This window comes from Mesorhizobium sp. M8A.F.Ca.ET.202.01.1.1 (assembly GCF_004791595.1).
Lineage (GTDB): Bacteria > Pseudomonadota > Alphaproteobacteria > Rhizobiales > Rhizobiaceae > Mesorhizobium.
Genome location: NZ_SRUN01000006.1, coordinates 260838 through 283560, shown reverse-complemented (window position 1 = coordinate 283560; position 22723 = coordinate 260838). Strand labels below are relative to the sequence as shown.

18 protein-coding genes are annotated in these 22723 nt (G+C 64.1%); 11 read left to right on the top strand and 7 right to left on the bottom strand.

The genetic code is table 11. The features are described from left to right. Positions 1-190: 190 nt before the first annotated feature. Positions 191-454, bottom strand: coding sequence for a hypothetical protein (locus tag EN845_RS16100; RefSeq protein ID WP_127277681.1), 264 nt, complete (start codon positions 452-454; stop codon positions 191-193). Positions 455-530: 76 nt separating this feature from the next. Here EN845_RS16100 and EN845_RS35490 point away from each other — a divergent pair, with 76 nt between their 5' ends. After that, on the top strand, positions 531-674 hold the full coding sequence (locus EN845_RS35490; RefSeq protein ID WP_167531377.1) for a hypothetical protein: 144 nt from the start codon (positions 531-533) through the stop codon (positions 672-674). Here EN845_RS35490 and EN845_RS16095 read toward each other — a convergent pair. Then, complete coding sequence (locus EN845_RS16095; RefSeq protein WP_127871544.1) at positions 671-3157, bottom strand: mechanosensitive ion channel family protein; 2487 nt, start codon at positions 3155-3157, stop codon at positions 671-673. The genes EN845_RS35490 and EN845_RS16095 overlap by 4 nt on opposite strands. A gap of 189 nt (positions 3158-3346) precedes the next feature. On the opposite strand from EN845_RS16095, the gene EN845_RS16090 reads away from it, so the two are divergent. The 5 genes from EN845_RS16090 (at position 3347) to EN845_RS16070 (ending at position 10094) form a co-directional block, all read left to right on the top strand. Next, positions 3347-4606, top strand: a complete 1260-nt coding sequence (locus tag EN845_RS16090; RefSeq protein ID WP_127871545.1) for a sarcosine oxidase subunit beta — start codon at positions 3347-3349, stop codon at positions 4604-4606. A gap of 9 nt (positions 4607-4615) precedes the next feature. Beyond that, a complete protein-coding gene (locus EN845_RS16085) occupies positions 4616-4912 on the top strand; it encodes a sarcosine oxidase subunit delta (RefSeq protein WP_027145874.1) in 297 nt (98 codons plus the stop codon). Then, entirely contained in the window at positions 4909-7902 is a 2994-nt protein-coding gene (locus EN845_RS16080) for a sarcosine oxidase subunit alpha (RefSeq protein ID WP_127871546.1), read from the top strand. The genes EN845_RS16085 and EN845_RS16080 overlap by 4 nt, the downstream gene beginning before the upstream one ends. Then, positions 7895-8482, top strand: coding sequence for a sarcosine oxidase subunit gamma (locus EN845_RS16075; protein ID WP_127871547.1), 588 nt, complete (start codon positions 7895-7897; stop codon positions 8480-8482). Before EN845_RS16080 ends, EN845_RS16075 begins: the two co-directional genes overlap by 8 nt. A gap of 169 nt (positions 8483-8651) precedes the next feature. Next, complete coding sequence (locus tag EN845_RS16070; RefSeq protein WP_127871548.1) at positions 8652-10094, top strand: MFS transporter; 1443 nt, start codon at positions 8652-8654, stop codon at positions 10092-10094. Positions 10095-10122: 28 nt separating this feature from the next. On the opposite strand, the gene EN845_RS16065 is transcribed toward EN845_RS16070, so the two are convergent. After that, the gene (locus tag EN845_RS16065; protein ID WP_167531378.1) at positions 10123-10827 is read right to left on the bottom strand and encodes a nitroreductase; all 705 of its coding nucleotides are present in this window, start codon (positions 10825-10827) and stop codon (positions 10123-10125) included. Between the two features lie 171 nt (positions 10828-10998). On the opposite strand from EN845_RS16065, the gene EN845_RS16060 reads away from it, so the two are divergent. From EN845_RS16060 to EN845_RS16040, 5 genes are all read left to right on the top strand, one after another. Further along, the gene (locus EN845_RS16060; RefSeq protein ID WP_167531379.1) at positions 10999-11595 is read left to right on the top strand and encodes an XRE family transcriptional regulator; all 597 of its coding nucleotides are present in this window, start codon (positions 10999-11001) and stop codon (positions 11593-11595) included. A gap of 102 nt (positions 11596-11697) precedes the next feature. Next, positions 11698-14151 (top strand): FAD-dependent oxidoreductase, encoded by a 2454-nt coding sequence (locus tag EN845_RS16055; RefSeq protein WP_127279478.1) that lies wholly within the window; start codon positions 11698-11700, stop codon positions 14149-14151. Continuing rightward, entirely contained in the window at positions 14148-15053 is a 906-nt protein-coding gene (locus EN845_RS16050) for a homocysteine S-methyltransferase family protein (protein ID WP_127871550.1), read from the top strand. The genes EN845_RS16055 and EN845_RS16050 overlap by 4 nt, the downstream gene beginning before the upstream one ends. Then, on the top strand, positions 15046-16227 hold the full coding sequence (locus EN845_RS16045) for a pyridoxal phosphate-dependent aminotransferase (RefSeq protein ID WP_127871551.1): 1182 nt from the start codon (positions 15046-15048) through the stop codon (positions 16225-16227). Before EN845_RS16050 ends, EN845_RS16045 begins: the two co-directional genes overlap by 8 nt. After that, positions 16224-18674, top strand: a complete 2451-nt coding sequence (locus EN845_RS16040; protein ID WP_127871552.1) for an FAD-dependent oxidoreductase — start codon at positions 16224-16226, stop codon at positions 18672-18674. Before EN845_RS16045 ends, EN845_RS16040 begins: the two co-directional genes overlap by 4 nt. Positions 18675-18847: 173 nt before the next feature. Here EN845_RS16040 and EN845_RS16030 read toward each other — a convergent pair whose 3' ends face one another. Genes EN845_RS16030 through EN845_RS16015 form a run of 4 tightly spaced genes read right to left on the bottom strand, consistent with a single transcriptional unit; the run spans position 18848 to position 22720 of the window. Continuing rightward, positions 18848-19435 (bottom strand): NAD(P)H-dependent oxidoreductase, encoded by a 588-nt coding sequence (locus EN845_RS16030; protein WP_127871554.1) that lies wholly within the window; start codon positions 19433-19435, stop codon positions 18848-18850. Next, the gene (locus EN845_RS16025) at positions 19435-20016 is read right to left on the bottom strand and encodes an NAD(P)H-dependent oxidoreductase (RefSeq protein ID WP_167531380.1); all 582 of its coding nucleotides are present in this window, start codon (positions 20014-20016) and stop codon (positions 19435-19437) included. Before EN845_RS16025 ends, EN845_RS16030 begins: the two co-directional genes overlap by 1 nt. After that, positions 20016-21419: an FAD-binding oxidoreductase gene (locus EN845_RS16020; protein ID WP_127871735.1), complete on the bottom strand. Its 1404-nt coding sequence runs from the start codon at positions 21417-21419 to the stop codon at positions 20016-20018. The genes EN845_RS16025 and EN845_RS16020 overlap by 1 nt, the downstream gene beginning before the upstream one ends. Next, positions 21419-22720, bottom strand: coding sequence for a cytosine deaminase (locus EN845_RS16015; protein ID WP_127871555.1), 1302 nt, complete (start codon positions 22718-22720; stop codon positions 21419-21421). The genes EN845_RS16020 and EN845_RS16015 overlap by 1 nt, the downstream gene beginning before the upstream one ends. Positions 22721-22723 lie beyond the last annotated feature (3 nt).

Below are 22723 nucleotides of genomic sequence, written 5' to 3'. Positions count from 1 at the left end.
CGGAACCCCTTGAGCGCCGTATTTCGGCGTCTTGGACAGTGGTATAGCGGGGGATCGCCTAGCGAACGTTAAAACGTACGGTTGCAGGCGGCTGCCGCGGCGGTATTTCAGGCGTCACTGTTAAGCAACAGCTACCGGAAACGATAAAAGGCCGGACAAATGCCCGGCCTTTCCAACCATGCCACGGACATTACTTGATGCGGGCGACGCCGCCGGAAATCTCGATGGTTTCCGAACCGGTCAGGGCTTCGAGGTCACCGTTCGGCAAGGTGACGAAGCAGCCGTTCTGGCAGAACTCGACGGTTTCACCGCCGGCCAGGGCAAGCTCGGTCTTGCTGCCGCCCTCGGTCACGACCAGCGTGCGGGTCTCGGCGTCCTTGTTGACCGCGCTGGCGGCATGGGCCGAGCCGCTCACGGCGAGCAAAGCCACGGCAGCGACGAGAGACTTCCACATTTGCAGTATCGGTGTTCCCACCGCCTCTGTTGCATTTCACAAGGCATTTTCGCCGTTGCATGGGAGCTTATATGAGATGAAAGCTGAACCGCAACTGAATGCCGCATTCATGCCGCAATTGGCTTTGGCTTTTGCCCACCCCGTTAATCTGGCCGCCCGGCACGAAATGAGCCGAAAGGCAGCGACGGGCGCCGCCCGGCAGGCCGGATGCCGGGCCTAGTCCGGATCGGGCTTCTTGGACTTGCGCGGCTTCGGCAGCTTTTTCGACTCCGCCTCGGCTTGCGCCTTGGCCTCTTCCTGCTCCGCGAAATCGGCCTCGATCTTGTCGTCATCGGTTGGCCAAGCCTGGTGCTTCTTGGCCTCGACGACCGCGCGCGGCGTGGAAGGGATTTCGATGTGCTGGTCGTCGAACTTCTCCAGCACGGTGAAGCGGACGTCGTTCTGCACGATGTTGCCGTTCATCACATCGGCCAGGAACACACGAATCTCGAATTCGAGCGCGGCGGGTCCGAAATTGGAAAACAGCACGAAAGGCTCGGGATTCTTCAACACCAGCGGATGGCTGCGCGCGATATCCAGCAGCACGGCGTGGACCTGCTTGACGTCGCTGCCATAGGCGACGCCGACCTTGATGTCGATGCGGCCGAGCTTGTTGCGGTGCGTCCAGTTGCCGACGGCGTTGTTGATCAGGTTGGAATTGGGCAGGATCACCGACTGCCGCTGGAAGGTCTCGATCTCCGTGGCGCGCACGCTGATCTTCTTGACCGTGCCGCTGACGTCGCCGGCCACGATCCAGTCGCCGACCTTGAACGGGCGCTCGGCCAAAAGGATCAGGCCGGAGACGAAATTAGACACCACATTCTGCAGGCCGAAACCGATACCGAGGGAGAGAGCACCGGCGACCAGCGCCAGGCTGGAGAGGTCGATGCCCGCGGCCGAGATGCCGACCAGTGCGGCGAGCGCTACGCCGGCATAGCCGACCGCCAGCCGGATCGAGTTGCGCACCCCGGTATCGACCTTGCCGCGCGCCATGACGGAGCCGTCGAGCCAGCCCTGGAACCAGCGCGTCAGGAAATAGCCGATGACGAAGACAACGATGCCCGACAGGATGCCGGTGACCGAAATCGTCACCGAACCGATATTGATGCCGGTAGCGAGCTTATATGCCCACGCCTCGATATCGCCGGGCTGGAAGCCCCACATCAAGAGGATCAGCGGCAGGAAAACCAGCACGATCATCAGGTTGATGGCGATGCTGACGACAAGGCCGAGCTGGTCGAGCGCGGTATCCTCGTAGCTGGAATTGGCCGACAGCCAGCGCCCGACCGAGGTGTTGGCGAAAGCGCCCTCCTCGCCGATCGCCTGCGCCGACAGGAAGCCGATATAGGCTGTTATCAGCGCGGTGCCGGTGACCACGACCTGCAGCGATACGAACAGCGCAAGGCCGATATAACCGAGTAGCGCCGCGATGATGGTGAAAAGCCCGAGCCCGAGCGAGGTGTAGCGCAGCCATGCCGGCCACGGGCGCCAGCTTCCGTCACGCGCCTTGAAGGGCCTCAGCATCGCCATCAGGATCAGGATGACGCCGACGATGATGGTGGCGACGAAACTGCGCGCGATGGTCAGCGACAGCGGCGACCCCATCTTGTCGTTCACGATCGACAGGAAGGTGTTGAAGCTGATGACCACGGCCATGGCGGTGGTCAGGCGGACCAGCCAGCGCGCCGGCCCGGTTTCGACGGGGATGAGACGCCAGTTGGGCAAACGCGGCTCGAGTGCCGCGTTGGTCAGCCGGTTGACGCAAAACACCACGCCGATGACGGTGGCCAACGCATTGAGGAAAAGCCCAATATCGCCGCGCAAGACGTTGTAATAGTTGAAAAAGAAGATAGTCGAGCCGAGAAACGCGGCAACCGCCAGCGTCGGCAGCAAGGTCGACCAGAAGGCCACCGAAAGACGGCTGAGATAGGATGGATCCTCATTGCTGGGGTCGGCCTCGAACACCCGCCCGAACAGGCGCCGCCCGCCGACCAGAAGCACCAGCGCCAGGCCGAGCGCCACGAAGGTTGCCGCCAGGATGGCCTGGAACTTGAACTTGATGGCGAAGCTCAGCCAGGACGACACCGCCTTGTAGAAATTGCCGAACTCGTCGCGCGCATCGGAAAACACCTGCGGGCTCAAGGCGTCCGAGAGTACGTAGCGCTTGGTCAAAAGATTGCGGAACAGCGCGCTGCGCATGTTGCCGATCTTGTCGATCAGCCCGCTGATGCGGATCGACAGGTTCTGTGCGCTGGCGACGACCGCGTTGATCTCGGCCTTCTCCGACGCCAGCGCCTGGCGTTCGCCGGTCACTATGTCGGGCTCCTGCGGCTGGCCCGCCGCCGGCGGCGGGCCCAGCACCTCGATGCGATTGTTGATGTCGGTGAGGCGCGAACGGAATGCCAGCGCACTGGTGAGTGCCGACCGCGACAGATCCTCCAGTTGCAGACGGATATCCACGAGCGAGGCATCGTCCTCACCGTCCTGCTGTATTTTCTTCTCGAGATCATCGGTTTTGGCTGTCAGGCCCTGGATGACCTTCTGCTGATCGGTGACCAATCCGGCGGCGCCCTGGCCGAGCGCTTGCGCCATCGCCTCGAACGAAGGCGGCGCCGAAACGACAAGCGCGAGGATCAGGATGAGGCGAAGCAATCGAAAAAGCATGATCTGTTGGCGACTCACGGAGCGCAAAGGCAATTCAAAAAAAGCCTGTCCTTGATAAAGACGGCCATATCATGGGGCAAGCCGTCGCATCGAGGCGTCGGCCAGTCGAAAGGCCATGGCGCAATATTGGCTTTGCCGATGCGGCCTGCTCTATAGTCTGCCGCATCGCCCGCAACGGACACCTTACACATGGCAGAGTACTCGGCCCTTTCGCTGCTCGCGAACGCGCTCAAGGGAAACAAGGACTGGAAGCCGGCCTGGCGCAAGCCGGATCCGAAGGCATCCTACGACGTCGTCATCATCGGCGGCGGCGGTCACGGCCTGGCGACCGCCTACTATCTGGCCAAGGAACACGGCATCACCAATGTCGCGGTACTGGAGAAAGGCTGGCTGGGATCCGGCAATGTCGGCCGCAACACCACGGCCGTGCGCTCGAACTATCTGCTGCCGGCCAATACCCGCTTCTACGAGCATTCGATGAAGCTTTGGGAGGGCCTGTCGCACGAGCTCAATTACAACGTCATGTTCTCGCAGCGCGGCTGCCTGAACCTGGCGCACACGCCGGCTCAGTTCGACGACTACGCGAGGCGCGGCAACGCCATGCGCCATCTCGGCGTCGACGCGGAATTGATGACGCCAGCCGAGATCAAGCGCCTGATCCCGGCGCTCGATATCTCCAATGATGCACGCTTTCCCGTGGTTGGCGGCCTGATGCAGCGGCGCGCCGGCACCGCCCGGCACGATGCGGTTGCCTGGGGCTATGCGCGCGGCGCCGACCGCCGCGGCGTCGACATCATCGAGAATTGCGAGGTCACCGGCTTCCTGCGCGACGGCGACCGCATCACCGGCGTCACCACCTCGCGCGGCGATATCAGGGCCAAGAAAGTGGCGGTCGCGGTGGCCGGCAGCACCGGCCGCGTCATGCAATTGGCCGGCGTCGAGACGATGCCGATCGAAAGCCATGTGCTGCAGGCCTTCGTCACCGAATCGCTGAAACCTTTCATCGACACCGTCGTGACCTTCGGCATGGGCCATTTCTACATGTCGCAGTCCGACAAGGGCGGCCTTGTCTATGGCGGCGACATCGACGGCTACAACAGCTACGCCCAGCGCGGCAATCTGCCCATCGTCGACGAGGTGATGAGCGAGATGCTGGCGCTTTTCCCAGGCCTTGCCCGCGTGCGCATGCTGCGCTCCTGGGGCGGCGTCTGCGACATGTCGATGGATGGCTCGCCGATCATCACCATCGGCCCCCTGCCCGGCATGTATCTCAATTGCGGCTGGTGCTATGGCGGCTTCAAGGCGACTCCGGCTTCCGGCTGGTGCTTTGCCTGGACCATCGCCAAGGACCAGCCGCACGATTTCAACGCCCCTTTCACGCTCGACCGCTTTCATCGGGGCCTGGTGATCGACGACAAGGGTCAGGGCGCGAACCCGCGGCTTCATTAGGAACATTCCGTGCTGATCACTTGCCCCTACTGCGGCCCGCGCGACGTCATCGAGTTCACCTATCAGGGCGACGGAAACCGCGAGCGTCCCGACCCCGCCTCGCAGAATTTCGAGGCCTGGAACGCCTATGTCTACGACCGGCTGAATCCGGCCGGCGACCACAACGAGATCTGGCAGCACTCCGGCGGCTGCCGGGCGCATCTGAGGGTTGTGCGCAACACGCTGACGCATGAGATTTCCAGTGTCGCCTTCGTGCGCGGCGATCACAGCTCGGCCGCGCGCCGCAAGGCGGAGGACAAGCCATGAGCCCGCGCCGCACCGACACCGGCGGCCGCATAGACCGGCTGAAGACGATCCGCTTCACTTTCGACGGCGTTGCCTATACCGGGCATGGCGGCGACACGCTGGCGTCCGCGCTGCTGGCCAATGGCGTCACGCTGTTCGGACGTTCCTTCAAATACCATCGGCCGCGCGGCCTGCTGAGCGCGGGCGTCGAGGAGCCCAACGCGCTGGTAACGGTGCTGAAGGGCGAAGTGCGCGAGCCCAACATCCCGGCGACCATGGTCGAGATCCATGACGGGCTGATCGCCGTCAGCCAGAACCGTTTCCCCTCGCTCACCTGGGACATCCATGCCGTCAACCAGCTCGGCGGCAAGATCCTGTCGGCCGGCTTCTACTACAAGACCTTCATGGGTCCGGTTGTCGGCCCGCTGAAAGGCACGCGCTTCTGGATGTTCTGCGAGCATTTCATCCGCCGCGCCGCCGGCCTCGGCAGCGCCGGATCGGCAAAGGACCCGGCCCGCTATGAACGCATGAACGCGTTTTGCGACGTGCTTGTGGTCGGCTCCGGCCCGGCCGGGCTGATGGCCGCCAAGGCTGCCGCCGATCAAGGCGCACGCGTTGTCCTGGCCGATCTCGAGCCGCGTTTCGGCGGTTCGGGCAACTGGTCGGGCGAAACCATCGATGGCGCACCGGCGGCTGAATGGGTGCGGCGCACCGTCGCCCAGCTCGAGGCCCGCGACAATGTCCGGCTTCTGCCGCGCACCACGGTCTGGGGTTACTACGACAACAACACGCTTGCCGCGCTCGAGCGGGTCAGCGACCACAAGGCGCAGCCCGCAAAGGGTGAGCCGCGCCATCGTTACTGGGCGATCCGCGCCGGATCCGTGGTGCTGGCCACCGGCGCCTTCGAAAGGCCGCTGGTGTTCCCGGGCAATGACCGGCCCGGCGTGATGCTGGCGCACGCGGCGCAGCGCTACGCCAGCGAATTCGGCGTGCTGCCGGGGCAGCGGGTGGTGGTGTTCACCAACAATGACAGCGCCTACCGGTCGGCGTTGGCGCTGAAGCAGGCAGGTGCCGCGATCGTTGCCATCATCGACGTGCGCCCGCAGCCCTCCGCCGAGATGAGCGCCCTGGCCGGCGAAGCCGAGGCGGAATTGCTGTCCGGCCATGCGGTGGTCGCCACGGAAGGTGGCAAGGCCTTGTCCGGCCTCAAGGTCCAGCGTTTCGACATGGTCGCCGGTGCGCTGAGCGGCGATGCGCGCAGCGTCCATGCCGATTGCCTGCTGATGTCGGGCGGCTGGTCGCCGACCATTCATCTGGCCAGCCAGGCCGGCGCCAAAGCGGAATGGAACGCCGCCCGGCAAGCCTTCCTGCCGCCCAAGCCGACACAAAACTGGATTGGCGCCGGCGCCTTCACCGGCAGCTTTTCGACGGTCGAGGCGATCGCCGAAGGCCGCGCCGCAGGCCTTGCCGCAGCCGGAGGAACAGGCACGCCGGCGGCGCTGCCCACTGTCGAGGCAACTCCTGGAGACCAGGATCCCGCGCCTGTGTTCGAGATCAAGGGCAGCGGCAAGAGCTTTGTCGACTTGCAGCACGACGTCACGGCGGAGGATGTCCGCCTGGCGCATCGCGAAGGCTTCGTCTCAGTCGAGCACCTGAAGCGCTACACCACGCTCGGCATGGCCACCGACCAGGGCAAGAGCTCCAACATCCCCGGCCTTGCCATCATGGCGGAAGCGCTCGGCAAGCCGATCCCGGAAGTCGGCACGACCCGCTTCCGGCCGCCCTTCGCGCCAGTGTCGATCGGCTCGCTGGCAGCCGAACGTTTCGGTGACCTCAAGCCCGAGCGGCTTACGCCGATGCATGACTGGCACCTCGCCAATGGCGCGACCATGTATTCGGCCGGCCTCTGGTACCGGCCGATGATCTACGGGCTTTCAGGCGAGACTGTCGAACAGGCCTATGTGCGAGAAGCCAAGGCGACGCGCGAAAGCGCGGGCATGGTCGATGTCTCGACACTGGGCAAGATCGCCGTGCAAGGCCCCGACGCGGCCGCGTTCCTGGACCGCGTCTACACCAACATGTTCTCGACGCTCGCCGTCGGCAAGGCACGCTACGGGCTGATGCTGCGCGAGGACGGTTTTGCCTTCGACGACGGCACCACCTGGCGGCTGGGCGAACAGGATTTCCTGATGACCACCACCACGGCCAATGCCGGCAAGGTGATGCAGCATCTGGAATATTTCCTCGACGTGATCTGGCCGGAACTCAAGGTCCATGTCACCTCGGTGACCGACGAATGGGCGGGAGCCGCGATAGGCGGCCCCAAAGCGAGGCAGATTCTCGCGGCCTGTGTCACCGGCACGGCTGTCGACAATGCGACGCTGCCCTTCATGGGCATCGTGCACGGTGAGATATCAGGTGTGCCGGTAATGATTTGCCGGCTATCCTTCTCCGGCGAAATGGCCTTCGAAGTCTATTCCGGCGCCGGCCACGGCACCCATGTCTGGGAAGCCTTGGTCGAGGCCGGCAAGCCGTTCGGGCTGGTGACCTACGGGCTCGAGGCGCTGGGCACGATGCGCATCGAGAAGGGTCATGTCACCGGCGCCGAGATCGATGGCCGCACCACGGCGCGCGACCTGCATCTCGACTGGATGCTGTCGAAGAAGAAGCCGTTCATCGGCTCCGCGATGATGGACCGGGAAGGCCTCGTCGCGTCCGAGCGGCTGGAACTGGTCGGCCTGATCGCGCTCGACAACCGGCCGCTCAATGGCGGCGCGCATATTGTCGAGGAAGTCGACGAGGTCAATCCGCACGGCTCGATCGGGCACATCACCGCCTGCTGTTATTCGCCGGCGCTCGGCAAGCATATCGCGCTGGCGCTGGTCAAGGGCGGCAAGGCCAGGCACGGCACGCGTGCCCATGTCTCCGATCCCTTGCGCAGCCGCTTCGGACCCGTGGAGATCGTCTCCAACCACTTCTACGATCCGGAAGGGACCCGCATGCATGGCTGAGCGTCAATCGCCCCTCGAACCGGAATTCCATGTCGGCTCGCACGGCAATTTCGAACATGGCGTCGAAATCCTGCTCACCGAAACCAGGCCGGGCTCGATCGTGCAACTCGCGGCATGGCCTGGCGAAGAGAAGAAACTGATGGCAGCGATCCGCGCCGTCAGCGGGCTCGCTCTGCCGGACGGCGCCGGCGGCGGCTTGAGCGACGGCGCGAAGTCGGTGTTCGGTTTCGCACCGGGAAAATTCACCGTGGCCGATGAGGCCGAAGGATTGGCCGCGGCCTTCGCCAAGGCGGTGACGCCGGCCATCGGCACGGTGACGGACCTGTCGCATGGCCGCACCGCCATCCGCATTGCCGGGCCGAAAGCCGAATGGGTGCTGTCGAAATTCTTTGCCATCGACTTCGTTCTGCCCGCCTTTCCGGTCGGCGCCGGCCGCTCGACAACGCATCACGATGTCTTCGCCCAGATCCAGCGCACCGGCACCGACCAGTTCGACATCTATGTCTTCCGCTCTTTCGCCCGCTCGTTCTGGAAGGCGCTCTGCCATGCCAGCGAGGAAGTCGGCTACGAGGTGCAGTAGGCAGTGCGGCCGGATGTGCCCATTGCCGCTGCTTCTGGCCTCAATACCGGCCAGTTCTGCCGCTAGAGAATCCTGCCGCGGGCGCCCATGATGCAAAACATGGCCGCCCACGGTCCAAGGGATATGAAAATCCGGTCTCAAAGTCGGCATATTTGGTTCGAACATCCCCATGACTGCTGAACTATCCGCCGGCGCCACCGATCGCGCCGATGTGCCGGCCAGAGCCTTGCTCCTGCTGCCGCTGACGGTCGCCTGCGGCGTGTTCATGACCAGCCTCGACCAGAATGTCGTGGTGACGGCGCTGCCGGGCATCAGCGAAAGCCTTGGCCGTCCGCCGAGCCAGCTCGGCCTGCTGATCACCGTCTACGTCGCCAGCCTGATCATCTCCATGCCGCTCGGCGGCTGGGCGGCCGATCGTTTCGGCCTGCGCAACGTCTATTGCTTCGCCTTGCTGGTGTTTGCCGCTTCATCGGCTCTGTGCGGGCTCTCGAACGACATCTGGATGCTGGTTGGCGCCCGCGCGCTGCAGGGTTTCGGTGGCGCACTGATGGGCACGCTCGGCCAGGTCGTCATCCTGTCGACCTTCCCGCGCAGCCGGACCTTGAAGATCAACATGTATATCTCGCTGGCCGGCCAGTCCGGGCCGCTGATCGGTCCGCTCGTCGGCGGCGCGCTGACCACCTACATCTCCTGGCGCTGGATCTTCTTCATCAACGTGCCGTTCGCGCTCGCCGCCGCAATCCTTGCCGCCTCACTGTTCCCGACAATGACCAAGCCCGTGCGCACGCGGTTCGATTTTCCAGGCTTTGTGCTGGTCGGCAGCGGCATGGTGCTGCTGGTCTTCGGCATGGACTCCCTTGCGGCGAAAGACGCCGCCAGCGGCATGATCGCGGCCGAGCTTGCGCTGGCGCTCATCATCCTGACGGCCGCCTCCTTCTATTGCCTGCGTGTGCGCAATCCCCTGCTCGATCTCAAGCTCCTGCGCATCCGCACCTTCCGCATCTCCTTCCTTACCGGAGGCGGCCTCGACACGATCGGTCTCAGCTCCGTCGTCTTCCTGCTGCCGCTGATGTTCCAGCTCGGCTTCGGCATGAGCGCGGTGCAGGCGGGATCGCTGACCTTCGTTGCGGCGGTCGGCTCGGTGGGTATGCGTTTCTTCATGCCACGCCTTCTCAACCGTTTCGGTTTTCGCCGCGTGCTGGTCTTCAACACGCCCGTGGTTGCCGCCATGGTCGCGGGCTTCGCCTTGATCCAAGCAACGACCCCGGTCTGGATCACGCTCACCTACATCTTCGTCTTTGGCGTCTTCCGCTCGGTGCAATGGGCTTCGACCGGCAATCTAGCCTATTCCGACATCGCGCCCGAGCAGCTCGCCCGCTTCAGCGCGCTTTACTACATCTTGTGGCAGCTGGCGGTCGCCATCAGCGTTGGCCTGGCTGCCGCGATGCTGTCGTTTCTCGCCGGCGGCGGGCCGGCCGTCGCCAGCGATTTCCGGATCCTGTTCGTGATCGAGGGCATCATCACGCTCTGCGCGCTGCTTGCCTATCTCAAGCTGACGCCGCAGGACGGCGCCCATGTCAGCGGCCACGGCGCGCACATGAATACGGAATAGCGGCCCTGCCCCGGTTGGCGGCCGAGACCTATTCGCTGAACGTCACCCATTCCTCGAGCGGCTCACGATCGGTGCGGAAGGCGTTCTCGGGCTTGGAAGTGTCTTCATAGCCGAGCGCCATGCCGCAGACGACGATCTCCTCGTCGGGAATGCCGAGCACCGGCCGGATCTGCCGGTGATAGGGCGCGAAGGCCGCTTGCGGACAGGTATGCAGACCCCTGCCCCGCGCCGCGACCATGATGTTTTGCAGGAACATGCCGTAATCGATCCACGAACCCTGGTTGAGCCGGCGGTCGATGGTGAAGATCATGCCGACCGGCGCATCGAAGAAGACGAAGTTGCGGTCGTGCTGGGCGCGCATCTTGTCGACCTCCCGGCGGCCTATGCCGAGTGCGCCATAAAGGCCGAACCCGTTGGCACGGCGGCGGGTGAGATAAGGCTCGAAGAACTGGGTGGGATAATAGCGATATTCGTCCCAGTCGGCTTTTTCCGCGCGGATGCCGGAATTCATGATGGCATCCGTGATCCGCTGCTTGGTCCCGCCCTTGGTAACGTAGACCCGCCACGGCTGCATATTGGTGCCGGAGGGAGCGCGCGCCGCAACAGTCAGTATGTCACGGATCGTCTCGTCATCGATCATGTCGGGCAGAAATGCACGCACCGAACGGCGCGACATGATCGCGTCGTCGACGATCTCGGCATCAACCGTGATTCGAGCCTTCTTTTCCAGCATGGGCCGTCCCTTAGCCGTTGTGTCGATCGGACGTCCCCACTCGCCGCTCGCGGCGGAGCCTTTGCATGAACCGTCAAAATCCTGCAAGCAAATCTTGAGCATTGGTGAAAATCTACTTGATTTTTTCATGAGCTTGATTTCTCATGAAATTCGACTGAAAATTTTCATGAAGTGAGCGATTTGGTCTCCCCTACCGCACGAACATTACAGGGACCTGACGAGCGAGTCCTGGCCGGCGATATCAGGGCCTTGCGCCGGGTGCGCGGACTGACGCTGGCCGAGATCGCGCTGAAGCTCGGCCGCTCGGTCGGCTGGGTCAGCCAGGTCGAGCGCGGCCTGTCGACGCCATCGCTCAGTGATCTCCGGGCCTTTGCCGAACTGTTCGGCGTGCCGATCAGCCTGTTCTTCAGCCATGACGTACCCGTGGAGAGCGAGCGCGGCGTGGTGGTGCGCGCCGGCAGGCGCCGCACGCTTGGCACCAGCGAATCCGGTCTGGTGGAAGAGCTTCTGTCACCGGACCTCGGTGGTAGCTTCGAGATGGTGCGGTCGGTCTTCGCGCCGGGAGCGGAGTTGAAGAACGAGGCCCGCCGGCCGACCGAGGAGGCCGGATACATCGCGTCCGGGCAGTTCGACATCGAAATAGCCGGGGTCTGGCACCGGCTTGGCGAAGGCGACTCCTTTCGCTTCGAAGGCAAGTCTTACCGCTGGCGCAATCCGGGTAGCGAGCCGGCTGTTGTCATCTGGGTGGTTTCGCCGCCGGTCTATTGATTGATGAGTGGATGTCGCCGGAACCGTGCAGCGGTTTTGCGACGGCGACACGCATAAAAACAAAAAGAAAAGCGCGGCGCGCTTGAAGATTGGGAGAAGAACATGGCGGGTTTGCCGAGCACTGCGCGCGTGGTGATCATCGGAGGTGGCGTGGTCGGCACCTCCTCGCTCTATCATCTGGCCAAGGCCGGCTGGACCGACTGCGTGCTCCTGGAAAAGAACGAGCTGACCTCCGGCTCGACCTGGCATGCCGCCGGCAATGTGCCGACCTTCTCCTCCTCATGGTCGCTGATGAACATGCAGCGCTATTCGACCGAACTCTATCGGGGCCTCGCCGACGCCGTCGACTATCCCATGAACTACCATGTCACCGGTTCGCTCAGGCTCGCCCACACAAAGGAGCGCATGCAGGAGTTCCAGCGCGCCAAGGGCATGGGCCGCTATCAGGGCATGGACATCGACGTGGTCGGGCTCGACGAGATCAAGCGCCGCTATCCCTTCCTCGAAACGCACGAGTTGAAGGGCGCGCTCTACGATCCGAGCGACGGCGACATCGACCCGGCACAGTTGACGCAGGCGCTGGCCAAGGGCGCACGCGACATGGGCGCGAAGATCATCCGCTTCTGCCCCGTCACCGGCGTGCGCCGTGAGAAGGACGAGTGGGTGGTTGTAACGGCGCAAGGCGAGATCCGCTGCGAGATCGTCGTCAATGCTGCCGGCTACCGTGCCGCCGAAGTCGGCAGGATGTTCGGCCGCGAAGTGCCGATGATGGTGATGAGCCACCAGTACATATTGTTCGAAGAGATCCCCGAGCTCGCCGCCTGGTCGAAGGAACAGGGCAAGAAGCTGCCGCTGCTGCGCGACGTCGACACTTCATATTATCTGCGCCAGGAAAAGGCCGGCATGAATCTCGGCCCCTATGAGCGCAATTGCCGCGCGCATTGGGCCACCCACAACGATCCCATGCCGGATGACTTTTCGTTCCAGCTCTTCCCAGACGACCTCGACCGGCTGGAGCATTATCTCGCCGACGCCGTCGCCCGCGTGCCGATCTTGGGCACCGCCGGCCTGTCCAAGGTCATCAACGGCCCGATCCCCTATGCGCCGGATGGCAATCCGCTGATCGGCCCGATGCCTGGCGTCCCCAATGCCTTCGAGGCCTGCGTCTTCACCTTCGGCATCGCCCAGGGCGGCGGCGCCGGCAAGGTGTTGGCCGAATGGGTGACGCAAGGCCAGACCGAATGGGACATGTGGTCGTGCGATCCGCGCCGCTTCACCTCCTTTGCTTCCGCGCCGGACTATTGCGTGGCCAAGGGCATGGAAATCTACGGCAACGAATACGCCATCCAGTTCCCGCGTCACGCCTGGCCGGAAGGCCGCGACAGGAAACTGTCGCCGATCCACGATCGCATCAAGGCGCTGGGCGCCCGCTTCGATGCCTATAATGGCTGGGAACGCGCCACCTGGTACGCGCAGGACGGCGACGACATCTCCGAGGAAGCCACGCTGACCTTCCGCCGCGAGGGGCCCTGGCAGCAACGAGTCCGCGAAGAGTGTCTCGCGGTCCGCGACGCCGCCGGCATCCTCGACCTGCCCGGCTTCTCGCGCTTCAATCTCGAAGGCCCTGGCGCCGCCGAATGGCTGAGCCGGCAGGTAACCGGCCTAGTGCCGAAGCCCGGTCGCATCGGCCTGGTCTATTTCTCCGACGACAAGGGCCGCATCGTCACCGAAATGTCGGTGGTGCGCCATGGCGAGGAGTCCATGACGCTGATCACCGCGGCGGTGGCGCAGTGGCACGACTTCGAATGGCTGAAGTCGCACATGCCCGGGGATGCCGCGTTCAAGCTGATCGACCGGACAGAGGAATTCTCCACGCAGATCCTGGCCGGCCCCAATTCGCGAAAAATCCTTGCCGATGTCTGTGAAGCCGACCTGACCTTGCCATGGCTGACGCATCAGGAAACCAGGATCGCCGGCCGCTGGGCCAAGCTGGTTCGCGTCTCCTTCGCGGGCGAGCTCGGCTGGGAGATCCACACCAGGGTCGACGACACCGCCGCCATCTTCGATGCGATCTGTGCCGCCGGGCAGCACCACGGGCTGAAGCCGTTCGGCATGTACGCGCTGGATTCGCTGCGCCTGGAAAAGGGCTACCGCACTTGGAAGGGCGACCTGTCGACCGACTATTCGATCCTGCAGGGCGGGCTCGAGCGCTTCGTCAAATGGGAAAAGCCCGACTTCCGCGGCAAGGCGGCACTCCAGAACGAGAAACAGCAAGGCGTGAAGAAGCGCTTCGTCACGCTGGTGGTCGAAAATCCCGGCGATTGCGACGCGCCCTACATGTCGACGCTCTGGCACGACGGCCAGATCGTCGGTGAGACGACATCGGGTGGCTGGGGTCATCGTGTCGACAAATCGATCGCGCTCGGCATGCTGCGCGCCGACCTGAGCGAGCCCGGCACCTCTGTCGAGGTCGAGATCTTCGGCGACCGTTTCAAGGCGGTCGTGCAGCAGGACGAGCCGTTGTGGGATCCCAAGAACGAAAGGCTGCGCGCATGAAGCCGGTTATCCTCACCGATGGCGGCATGGGCCAGGAGCTGGTGCGGCGCAGCAAGTCCGAGCCGACGCCGCTGTGGTCGGCCAGGGTGCTGATCGACGAACCGGACCTCGTGCGCGGCCTGCATGCCGAATTCATCCGCGCCGGCGCCCGGGTCATCACCATCAACACCTATTCGGCGACGCCCGAACGCCTGGCGCGCGAGGGCGCGGAAGACCTGTTCAAGCCGTTGCAGAAGCGTGGCATCGACCTCGCCAGGCAAGCCCGCGACGAGGCCGGCGACGCGGCGATCGCCGGCTGCCTGTCACCGCTTTTCGGCAGCTACGCGCCGGCGCTGACGATCTCCTATCAGGATACGCTCGACATCTACCGCCGCATCGTCGCCGAACAGGCTGATGGCGTCGACCTGTTCCTGTGCGAGACCATGGCCTCTGCCGAAGAGGCACGCGCGGCGGTCACCGCCGCATCGGAAAGCGGCAAGCCCGTCTGGGTGTCATGGACGCTGGCCGATCACGGCACGCCACGCTTGCGCAGCGGCGAGACGATTGCGTCGGCAGCGGATGCGCTCGGAGGTCTGCCGGTGGCGGCGCGGCTGCTCAACTGCTGTCGTCCGGAAGCCATCGCGGCGGCCTTGCCGGAACTGATCGAGCTCGGCGGCCCGGTCGGCGCCTATGCCAATGGCTTCACCTCCACCGAAGCGCTCAAGCATGGCGGCACGGTGGATGTGCTGCATGCCCGCCACGACCTCGGTCCGGATGCTTACGCCGATCAGGCTGTCGGCTGGGTGGAAGCTGGAGCGGACATCGTCGGCGGTTGCTGCGAGGTCGGTCCCGCCCATATCGCCGCCTTGCGCGACCGGCTGCAACAGAACGGTTACGCGATCACGGGAGTCTTACATGCCTAAACCATCATCGCGCATTACCGGCATCGTGCCATCGGGCAAGGATGGCTGGGAGGTTCATTTCGCCGCCTGGAACCGCAAGGAGGCCGGCGAGGACATCATCATGCTGTCGGTCGGCGACCACGATTTCGACACGCCGTCGCAGACGATCGAGGCTTGCGTGGCAGCGGTCCGTGGCAGCAACCATCACTACACGCCGCTGCCCGGCCTGCCGCGCCTGCGCAAGGCCATGGCGGCGGCCTCCAGCGCCTGCACCGGCGTCGAGACGAGGCCGGAAGAGGTCATCGCCACGCCGGGCGGCCAGGCAGCACTTTACGCTGCCGTGCAAGCCGTGCTCGATCAGGGCGACCACGCCATCGTGGTAGCGCCCTACTATGCCACCTACCCCAACACGTTCAGTGCCGCCGGCGCCAGTTTCACCGTGGTCGAGACGCCGGCCGAGGATGGGTTCCAACCCCGCACGGACATGATCCGTGCGGCACTCAAGCCCAACACGCGCGCCATCCTGATCAACACGCCGAACAATCCGACCGGAGCGGTCTACTCGCGCGAGCGGCTGGAACAACTGGCAGAACTCTGCCGCGAGCACGACCTCTGGCTGCTTTCCGACGAGGTTTACTGGACTCTGGGCGGCGGCGAGCATGTCTCGCCGCGCTCGCTGCCCGGCATGGCCGAGCGCACGCTGGTCATCAATTCGATGTCCAAGAGCCACGGCATGACCGGCTGGCGCATGGGCTGGCTGACGGGTCCGGAGGAGATGATCACGCTGCTGACCAACCTCAACCTGGTGACAACCTACGGCCTGCCGGCCTTCATCTCGATCGCTTGCGCCGAGGCGCTGGAGCAGCACTATGGCGTCAAGGACATCGCCGAACGCTACGCCGCACGCCGCACCGTCCTGCTCGACGCGGTGCGCGGCATGAACGATGTCACCGTGCGCGGTTCCGAAGGCGGCATGTATGTCATGCTCGACATATCGGATGTCGAACCCGACGACGAGAAGTTCGCCTTCGCCTTTCTCGACAAGGAGAAGGTCGGCGTCATGCCCGGTTCCAGCTTCGGCGAAGCCGCGGCCGGCCATATCAGGATAAGCCTGTGCCAGCCCGAACCGGTACTGCGGGAAGCAGCCGCCCGGCTGCGCCGTTTTGTTTCCAGCTACCGTCGTGAGGCCGCATGACCGTCAAGACCATTCCCACCAAGGCGCGGGCCGTCATCATCGGCGGCGGCGTCTCCGGCTGCTCGGTCGCCTACCACCTGGCCAAGCTCGGCTGGACCGACATCGTGCTTTTGGAGCGCAAGCAGCTGACCTCGGGCACGACATGGCATGCCGCCGGCCTGATCGGACAGTTGCGCGGTTCGCAGAACATGACCCGGCTGGCGAAATATTCTGCCGACCTCTACGTGAAGCTGGAGGCCGAGACCGAGGTCGGCACCGGCATGCGCCAGGTCGGCTCGATCACCGTCGCGCTGACCGAGGAGCGCAAGCACGAGATCTACCGGCAGGCATCGCTCGCCCGCGCCTTCGATGTCGATGTGCGCGAGATTTCTCCCAATGAAGTCAAGCAGATGTATCCGCATCTCAACGTCTCCGACGTGGTCGGCGCCGTGCATCTGCCGCTCGACGGTCAATGCGACCCGGCCAACATCGCCATGGCGCTGGCCAAGGGCGCGCGCCAGCGCGGCGCCACCATTGTCGAGAATGTGAAGGTGACGAAGGTCCATACAAAAAATGGCCGCGTCACCGGCGTGTCCTGGGCGCAGGGCGAAGAGCAAGGCACCATCGAGGCCGACATCGTCGTCAACTGCGCCGGCATGTGGGCGCGCGAACTCGGTGCCCGGAACGGCGTCACCATCCCGCTGCATGCCTGCGAGCATTTCTATCTCGTCACCGAACCGATCCCCGGCCTCGGCAGGCTGCCGGTGCTGCGCGTGCCCGACGAATGCGCCTACTACAAGGAAGACGCCGGCAAGATGATGCTCGGCGCCTTCGAGCCAGTGGCCAAGCCATGGGGCATGGACGGCATACGCGAAGACTTCTGCTTCGACCAGTTGCCGGAGGACATGGACCATTTCGAGCCGATCCTCGAAATGGGCGTCAACCGCATGCCGATGCTGGCCACCGCCGGCATCCACACTTTCTTCAACGGCCCCGAAAGTTTCACCCCCGACGACCGCTACTATCTAGGCGAGGCGCCGGAGCTGCGCGGCTACTGGATGGCGACCGGCTACAACTCGATCGGCATCGTCTCGTCCGGCGGCGCCGGCATGGCGCTGGCGCAGTGGATCAACGATGGCGAAGCGCCGTTCGACCTGTGGGAAGTCGACATCCGCCGCACCCAGCCGTTCCAGAAGAACCGCCGCTATCTCAAGGAGCGCGTCTCCGAAACGCTCGGCCTGCTCTATGCCGACCATTTTCCCTACCGGCAGATGGCGACATCGCGTGGCGTGCGCCGCTCGCCCTTGCATGAACATCTGAAGGCGCGTGGCGCCGTGTTCGGCGAGGTTGCCGGCTGGGAGCGCGCCAACTGGTTCGCGCGCGAAGGCCAGGAGCGCGAATATCGCTATTCCTGGAAGCGGCAGAACTGGTTCGACAATCAGCGTGAGGAGCATCTGGCGGTCCGCAACAAGGTCGGTCTGTTCGACATGACCTCGTTCGGCAAGATCCGAGTCGAGGGTCGCGACGCTCAGCGTTTCCTGCAAAGGCTCTGCGCCAACGACATGGATGTGGCGCCGGGCAAGATCGTCTACACGCAAATGCTCAACCAGCGCGGCGGCATCGAGAGCGACCTCACCGTCTCTCGCCTCTCAGATACGGCCTATTTCCTCGTCGTGCCAGGGGCCACGCTGCAACGCGACCTCGCCTGGCTGCGCCGGCATGTCGGTGAGGCGTTCGTCGTCATCACCGATGTCACCGCGGCCGAAAGCGTGCTCTGCCTGATGGGTCCGGATGCGCGAAAACTGATCCAGAAGGTCAGCCCCAACGACTTCTCCAACGAGAACAATCCGTTCGGCACCTTCCAGGAGATCGAGATTGGCATGGGGCTCGCCCGGGCGCACCGCGTCACCTATGTCGGCGAACTCGGCTGGGAACTCTACGTCTCGACCGAACAGGCCGCGCATGTCTTCGAGGCGATCGACGAGGCCGGCGCGGATGTCGGGCTAAAGCTGTGCGGCCTGCACACGCTGGATTCCTGCCGCATCGAAAAGGCTTTCCGCCATTTCGGTCACGATATCACCGATGAGGACAATGTGCTGGAAGCAGGCCTTGGCTTCGCGGTGAAGACAGCCAAGGGCGATTTCATCGGCCGCGACGCCGTGCTGAAGAAGAAGGAGGCCGGGTTGAACCGCCGGCTGGTCCAGTTCCGGCTGAAGGACCCGCAGCCGCTGCTCTTCCATAACGAGGCGATCCTGCGCGACGGCAAGATCGTCGGTCCGGTCACCTCCGGCAATTACGGCCATCATCTCGGCGGCGCCATCGGCCTTGGCTATGTGCCATGCCAGGGCGAAAGCGAGGCGGATGTGCTCGCTTCATCTTATGAGATCGAGATCGCCGGCGAACGGTTTGCCGCCGAATCATCGCTGAAGCCGATGTATGATCCGAGGTCGGAACGGGTGAGGATGTAGCGCGGCGCCTCTTCCTTCTCCCCTTGTGGGAGAAGGTGGATCGGCGCGCAGCGCCGAGACGGATGAGGGGTGTTCCAGCGGAGTGAGGCGTTGGCGTTCCCTGGAGCACCCCTCATCCGACCTCGCTTCGCGAGGCCACCTTCTCCCACAAGGGGAGAAGGCAAGTGCTGCTCTCAAAAACGCTCCAGCTTCGCCCGCACCTTGACCAGAAACGCCGCTCTCGTCGCCGGCGTCGAGGCATCCATCAAATAATGCGCCAGGAAAAACGTCTTGCAGCGTCTGGCGCACAGCGCCCGCATGCCGCGCAGCAAGGTCTTGCGTCCGGGCTGGCCGACGACGACGCTCCACCAGGTTGGCGCACCACAGGTGGTGATGACGCCGACCTTGGTGACATGCGTCATCAGCGACTTGATCCCGCCCTTGCCCGCCGGCAGCTTGAAGGCGATGTCGGTCGCCCACACCCGGTCGAGCCAGCCTTTCAGCATCGCCGGCAGCCCATACCACCAGGTCGGATAGACGAATAGGATCGCCTCGGCCCAATTGAGCAGTTCGAAATGCGGCTTCAGCGCCGGATCCTGCGGCGCATGGTCGTTGTAACTGCGCCGCTCCTCGCAGCTCATCACCGGATCGAATTTCTCGGCATAGAGGTCGAGCAGCCGCACGTCCCAGCCTCGACGCGTCAGCACGTCCACGGCGGTGTCGCGGATCGCGGCGCAAAAGCTCTCCGGCACCGGATGGCAATAGACGACAAGCGCACGCATCAGAATGCATCCATGCTGGCCGCGACCTTCGTCATGAAGGACTTGCGCGTTTCGTCGGTCGACAGGTTCATCGCATAATGGGCGAGATAGGAGACGGGAGCGCCGGGCTTGATCGTCGCGCGCAGCATGCGCTTCACGACCTTGCGCGGCGGATCGCCCATCACCATGGCGCGGAACCGGCTGCCGCCATAGGTGGTGACAGCCGCCAGTTTACGGATGTTGTGCAGCGTCGGCTGCACTTTGCCATCGACCAGCTTGAACGACACGCCGGGCAGGAAGACGCGGTCGAAAAATCCTTTCAGGATCGCCGGATAGCCGTAGTTCCAGACCGGAAATGACAGCACCAGGGCCTCGGCCGCCTGCAGCCTCTGAATGTAGCCGGCAACCGCATCCCCTGGTCCACGCGGGTCGTGATAGCCAAGCCGTTCCGCCCGCGTCAGGCGCGGGTCGAAATTCTCTGCGTAGAGGTCGCAGTTGTCGACTGTATGACCCGCCGCCGTCAGCCGCTCGACGATCATCCGGTGCAGGCCGGCATTGAAGCTGGTCTCGACCGGATGGGCGTAGAGCACGAGGATGTTCATCAGCCTGCCTTTTGCAGCCCCTTGAACAGAAAAGTCCGGCCCGAACGGTAGTCGTAGTCCGGGTTTTCCCAGGCGATCATCTTGCCGGGGTTGAGCAGGCCTTCCGGATCGGTCTCGCGCTTGAAGGCCAACTGCACGGCGTCGGTCTGCTTCATGCCGCCCTCTTCCAGCGTGTAGCGGTGCGGGTTGAAGATCGGGCAGCCATTGTCCTCATGCAGGCGGATGATTTCGTCGAGCCTCGCCTCGGTGGTGAACTTGACCAGCGGCAGGCCGAAGCAGGTGATGTTGCCGTCCAGCCGGACGAATTCGAGATGCGAGAACACCTCGCCAGGGAACATTGCATCCATCTTCTCGACCAGCGCCAACTGGTCGGGAAAGGGATAGAGCGATTGCAGATAGGTAATCGACGGATCGACCCGCAGTGCCCTGAGCGTGGTGTGGTTCCAGGCCAGCTCGTAGGCCGGCGGCAGGCCCTTTTTCTCCTCCGGCGCGACAAGGGCAGCGTTGAAGATCACGTCGCCCCCGGCGCGGCGCGTAAAGGCCAGGAAGGCGTCCAGCCCATGCCGAGCCACCATGACGACGCAGATGCTTTGCCCTTCCCTGAAAAATTTCTGGTGCCGCTTGAAGTAGAGTTGCGGCACGGGTGCCGCGATCGGCGTGATCAGCTTGGTCAGGATGCCGTCCTGGCAGGCGAGCGCGTTTCCATAACGGGCTGCTTCCATGAAGGCGTCGAAACCGACGATGACATCGATCCAGTCATAGGCTGCCGTCAGCGGCATCTCGACCTCGGATATGATGCCATTGGTGCCATAGGCGTGGGTCACCTTGTGCAGGTTCTCGCCTGTCAGTTCGAGCACCTTCGGCTCGGCCTCCATCGTCACCACGCGCAGCCGCAGCACGTTGCCGAAGTCGCGCAATCCGCCGAAATTGATCGAGCCGACACCGCCAGAACCACCGGCGATGAAGCCGCCGATGGAGGCGGTGTTGTAGGTCGAGGGCGACAGCCTCAGTTCCTGGCCGGAATGCGCCCGCGTCGCCTTGTCGATGTCGGCCAGCACCGCGCCGGGTCCGGTCACCACGCGGCCTGGGCCGATCAACTTGATCTCGTTCATCTCGGCGAGGTTGAGTACCACCCCGCCCGACAGCGGCATTGCCTGGCCGTAATTGCCGGTGCCGCTGCCGCGCGGCGTCACCGGCACGCCATGGCGGTGACAGGCGGCAAGCACGCGGATCAGTTCGGCCTCGGTCTTCGGCGTCACGATGAGGTCGCCGGTGACGTGGTCGAGCTGCCGTTTCAGCACCGGGCTGTACCAGTAGAAGTCGCGGCTCTTCTGCTGGACGATCGCCGGATTGTCGTCGAGCTTTATCCCGTCGAGATCGCGTTTGAGCGCCGAAACATCCATCATTCCACCATCAGCTCGTCGAGTTCGGCATAGTCGGGCAATTGCCGGTCGATCGCGCGTCCGGCGCGCACGACGATGCGATCCGATTCGGGCCGCGACAGCAATTCCGTCCAGCTTCGACCTTTGAACAGGATGAAGTCGGCGTCGCCGCCGGCGGCAAGCATGCCGAAGCCATCGAGCCGCATCACCTTGGCCGGTGTCGCGGTCACCGCCTGCGGCCAGTCGGCGACCGGATGATCGAAATGCAGGATGCGCGTCGCCATGCGATAGACTTCCAGCATGTCGAGATCACCATAGGCGTAGAAGGGGTCGCGCGTGTTGTCGGAAGCGACGGCCACCGGAATGCCCCTCGCCTTCATCTCGTGCAGCAGAGTCACGCCACGCCAGCGCGGCGTGGTGCCGTCGCTCCGTCGATCCTGCAAATAAAGATTGCACATCGGCAGCGACACGATGGCGAGCCCGGCCTTCGCCACCTTGTCCAGCGTGTCCAGCACCTCGAGATCGGGCTGCCGCGCCAGTGAGCAGCAATGGCCGACGAGGATCTTGCCCTCGAATCCGTTCCACAGGGCTGCCTCGGCGATCTTTTTCAGCGAGATCGCGGCGACATCGTTGGTCTCGTCGGCGTGAAAATCGAGGTCGAGCCCGTGCTTGATCGCCTGCGCGAAGACGTGGTCGAGCAGTTCCTCCAGGTCCGGCACCATATAGGTCACCACACCCAGCACGCCCTTGGCGGCGGCCACTCGTTTGGCCAGCCTGTCGAACCATTTTCTGTCGCGCACGCCCTCGATGCCAAGCAGGCAGGCGCCCTGCAATTCGATGCGGCCGCGCCAGGCCTCGCGGATCGTCTCGAACACCGGCCAGGAGATTTCCTCCTGCGGGGCGACGCTGTCGATATGGGTTCTGAGCGCCCTGGTGCCATGCGCGTAGGCCGAGCGCAGCGAAAAATTCATGCGCCGCGCCACGTCCTCGGCGCTCCAGCGCGCCGCGCGGTCGGCGCCGGTGGCGTTCAGCGCACCCATGAAACTGCCGTCGGGATTGGGCTTTCGCGACCAGATATGGCCCTTGTCGATATGCGTGTGGCAATCGACGAAACACGGCAGCACGATACGGCCGCCAAGATCGATGGCGCCGGCCGGCACTTTCGATGCGGCATGCGCCGCGATGCTGGAAATCTTGCCATCGGCGACGGTGATGTCGGCCAGCGCAAAACCATCTCTGTCGAAGACCGAGGCAAAGCCCGGCGTCAGCGACGCGTGAAGCCGGACATTGGTTAAGTGGTAGGGACCTGAGGCTGGTATCAAGGC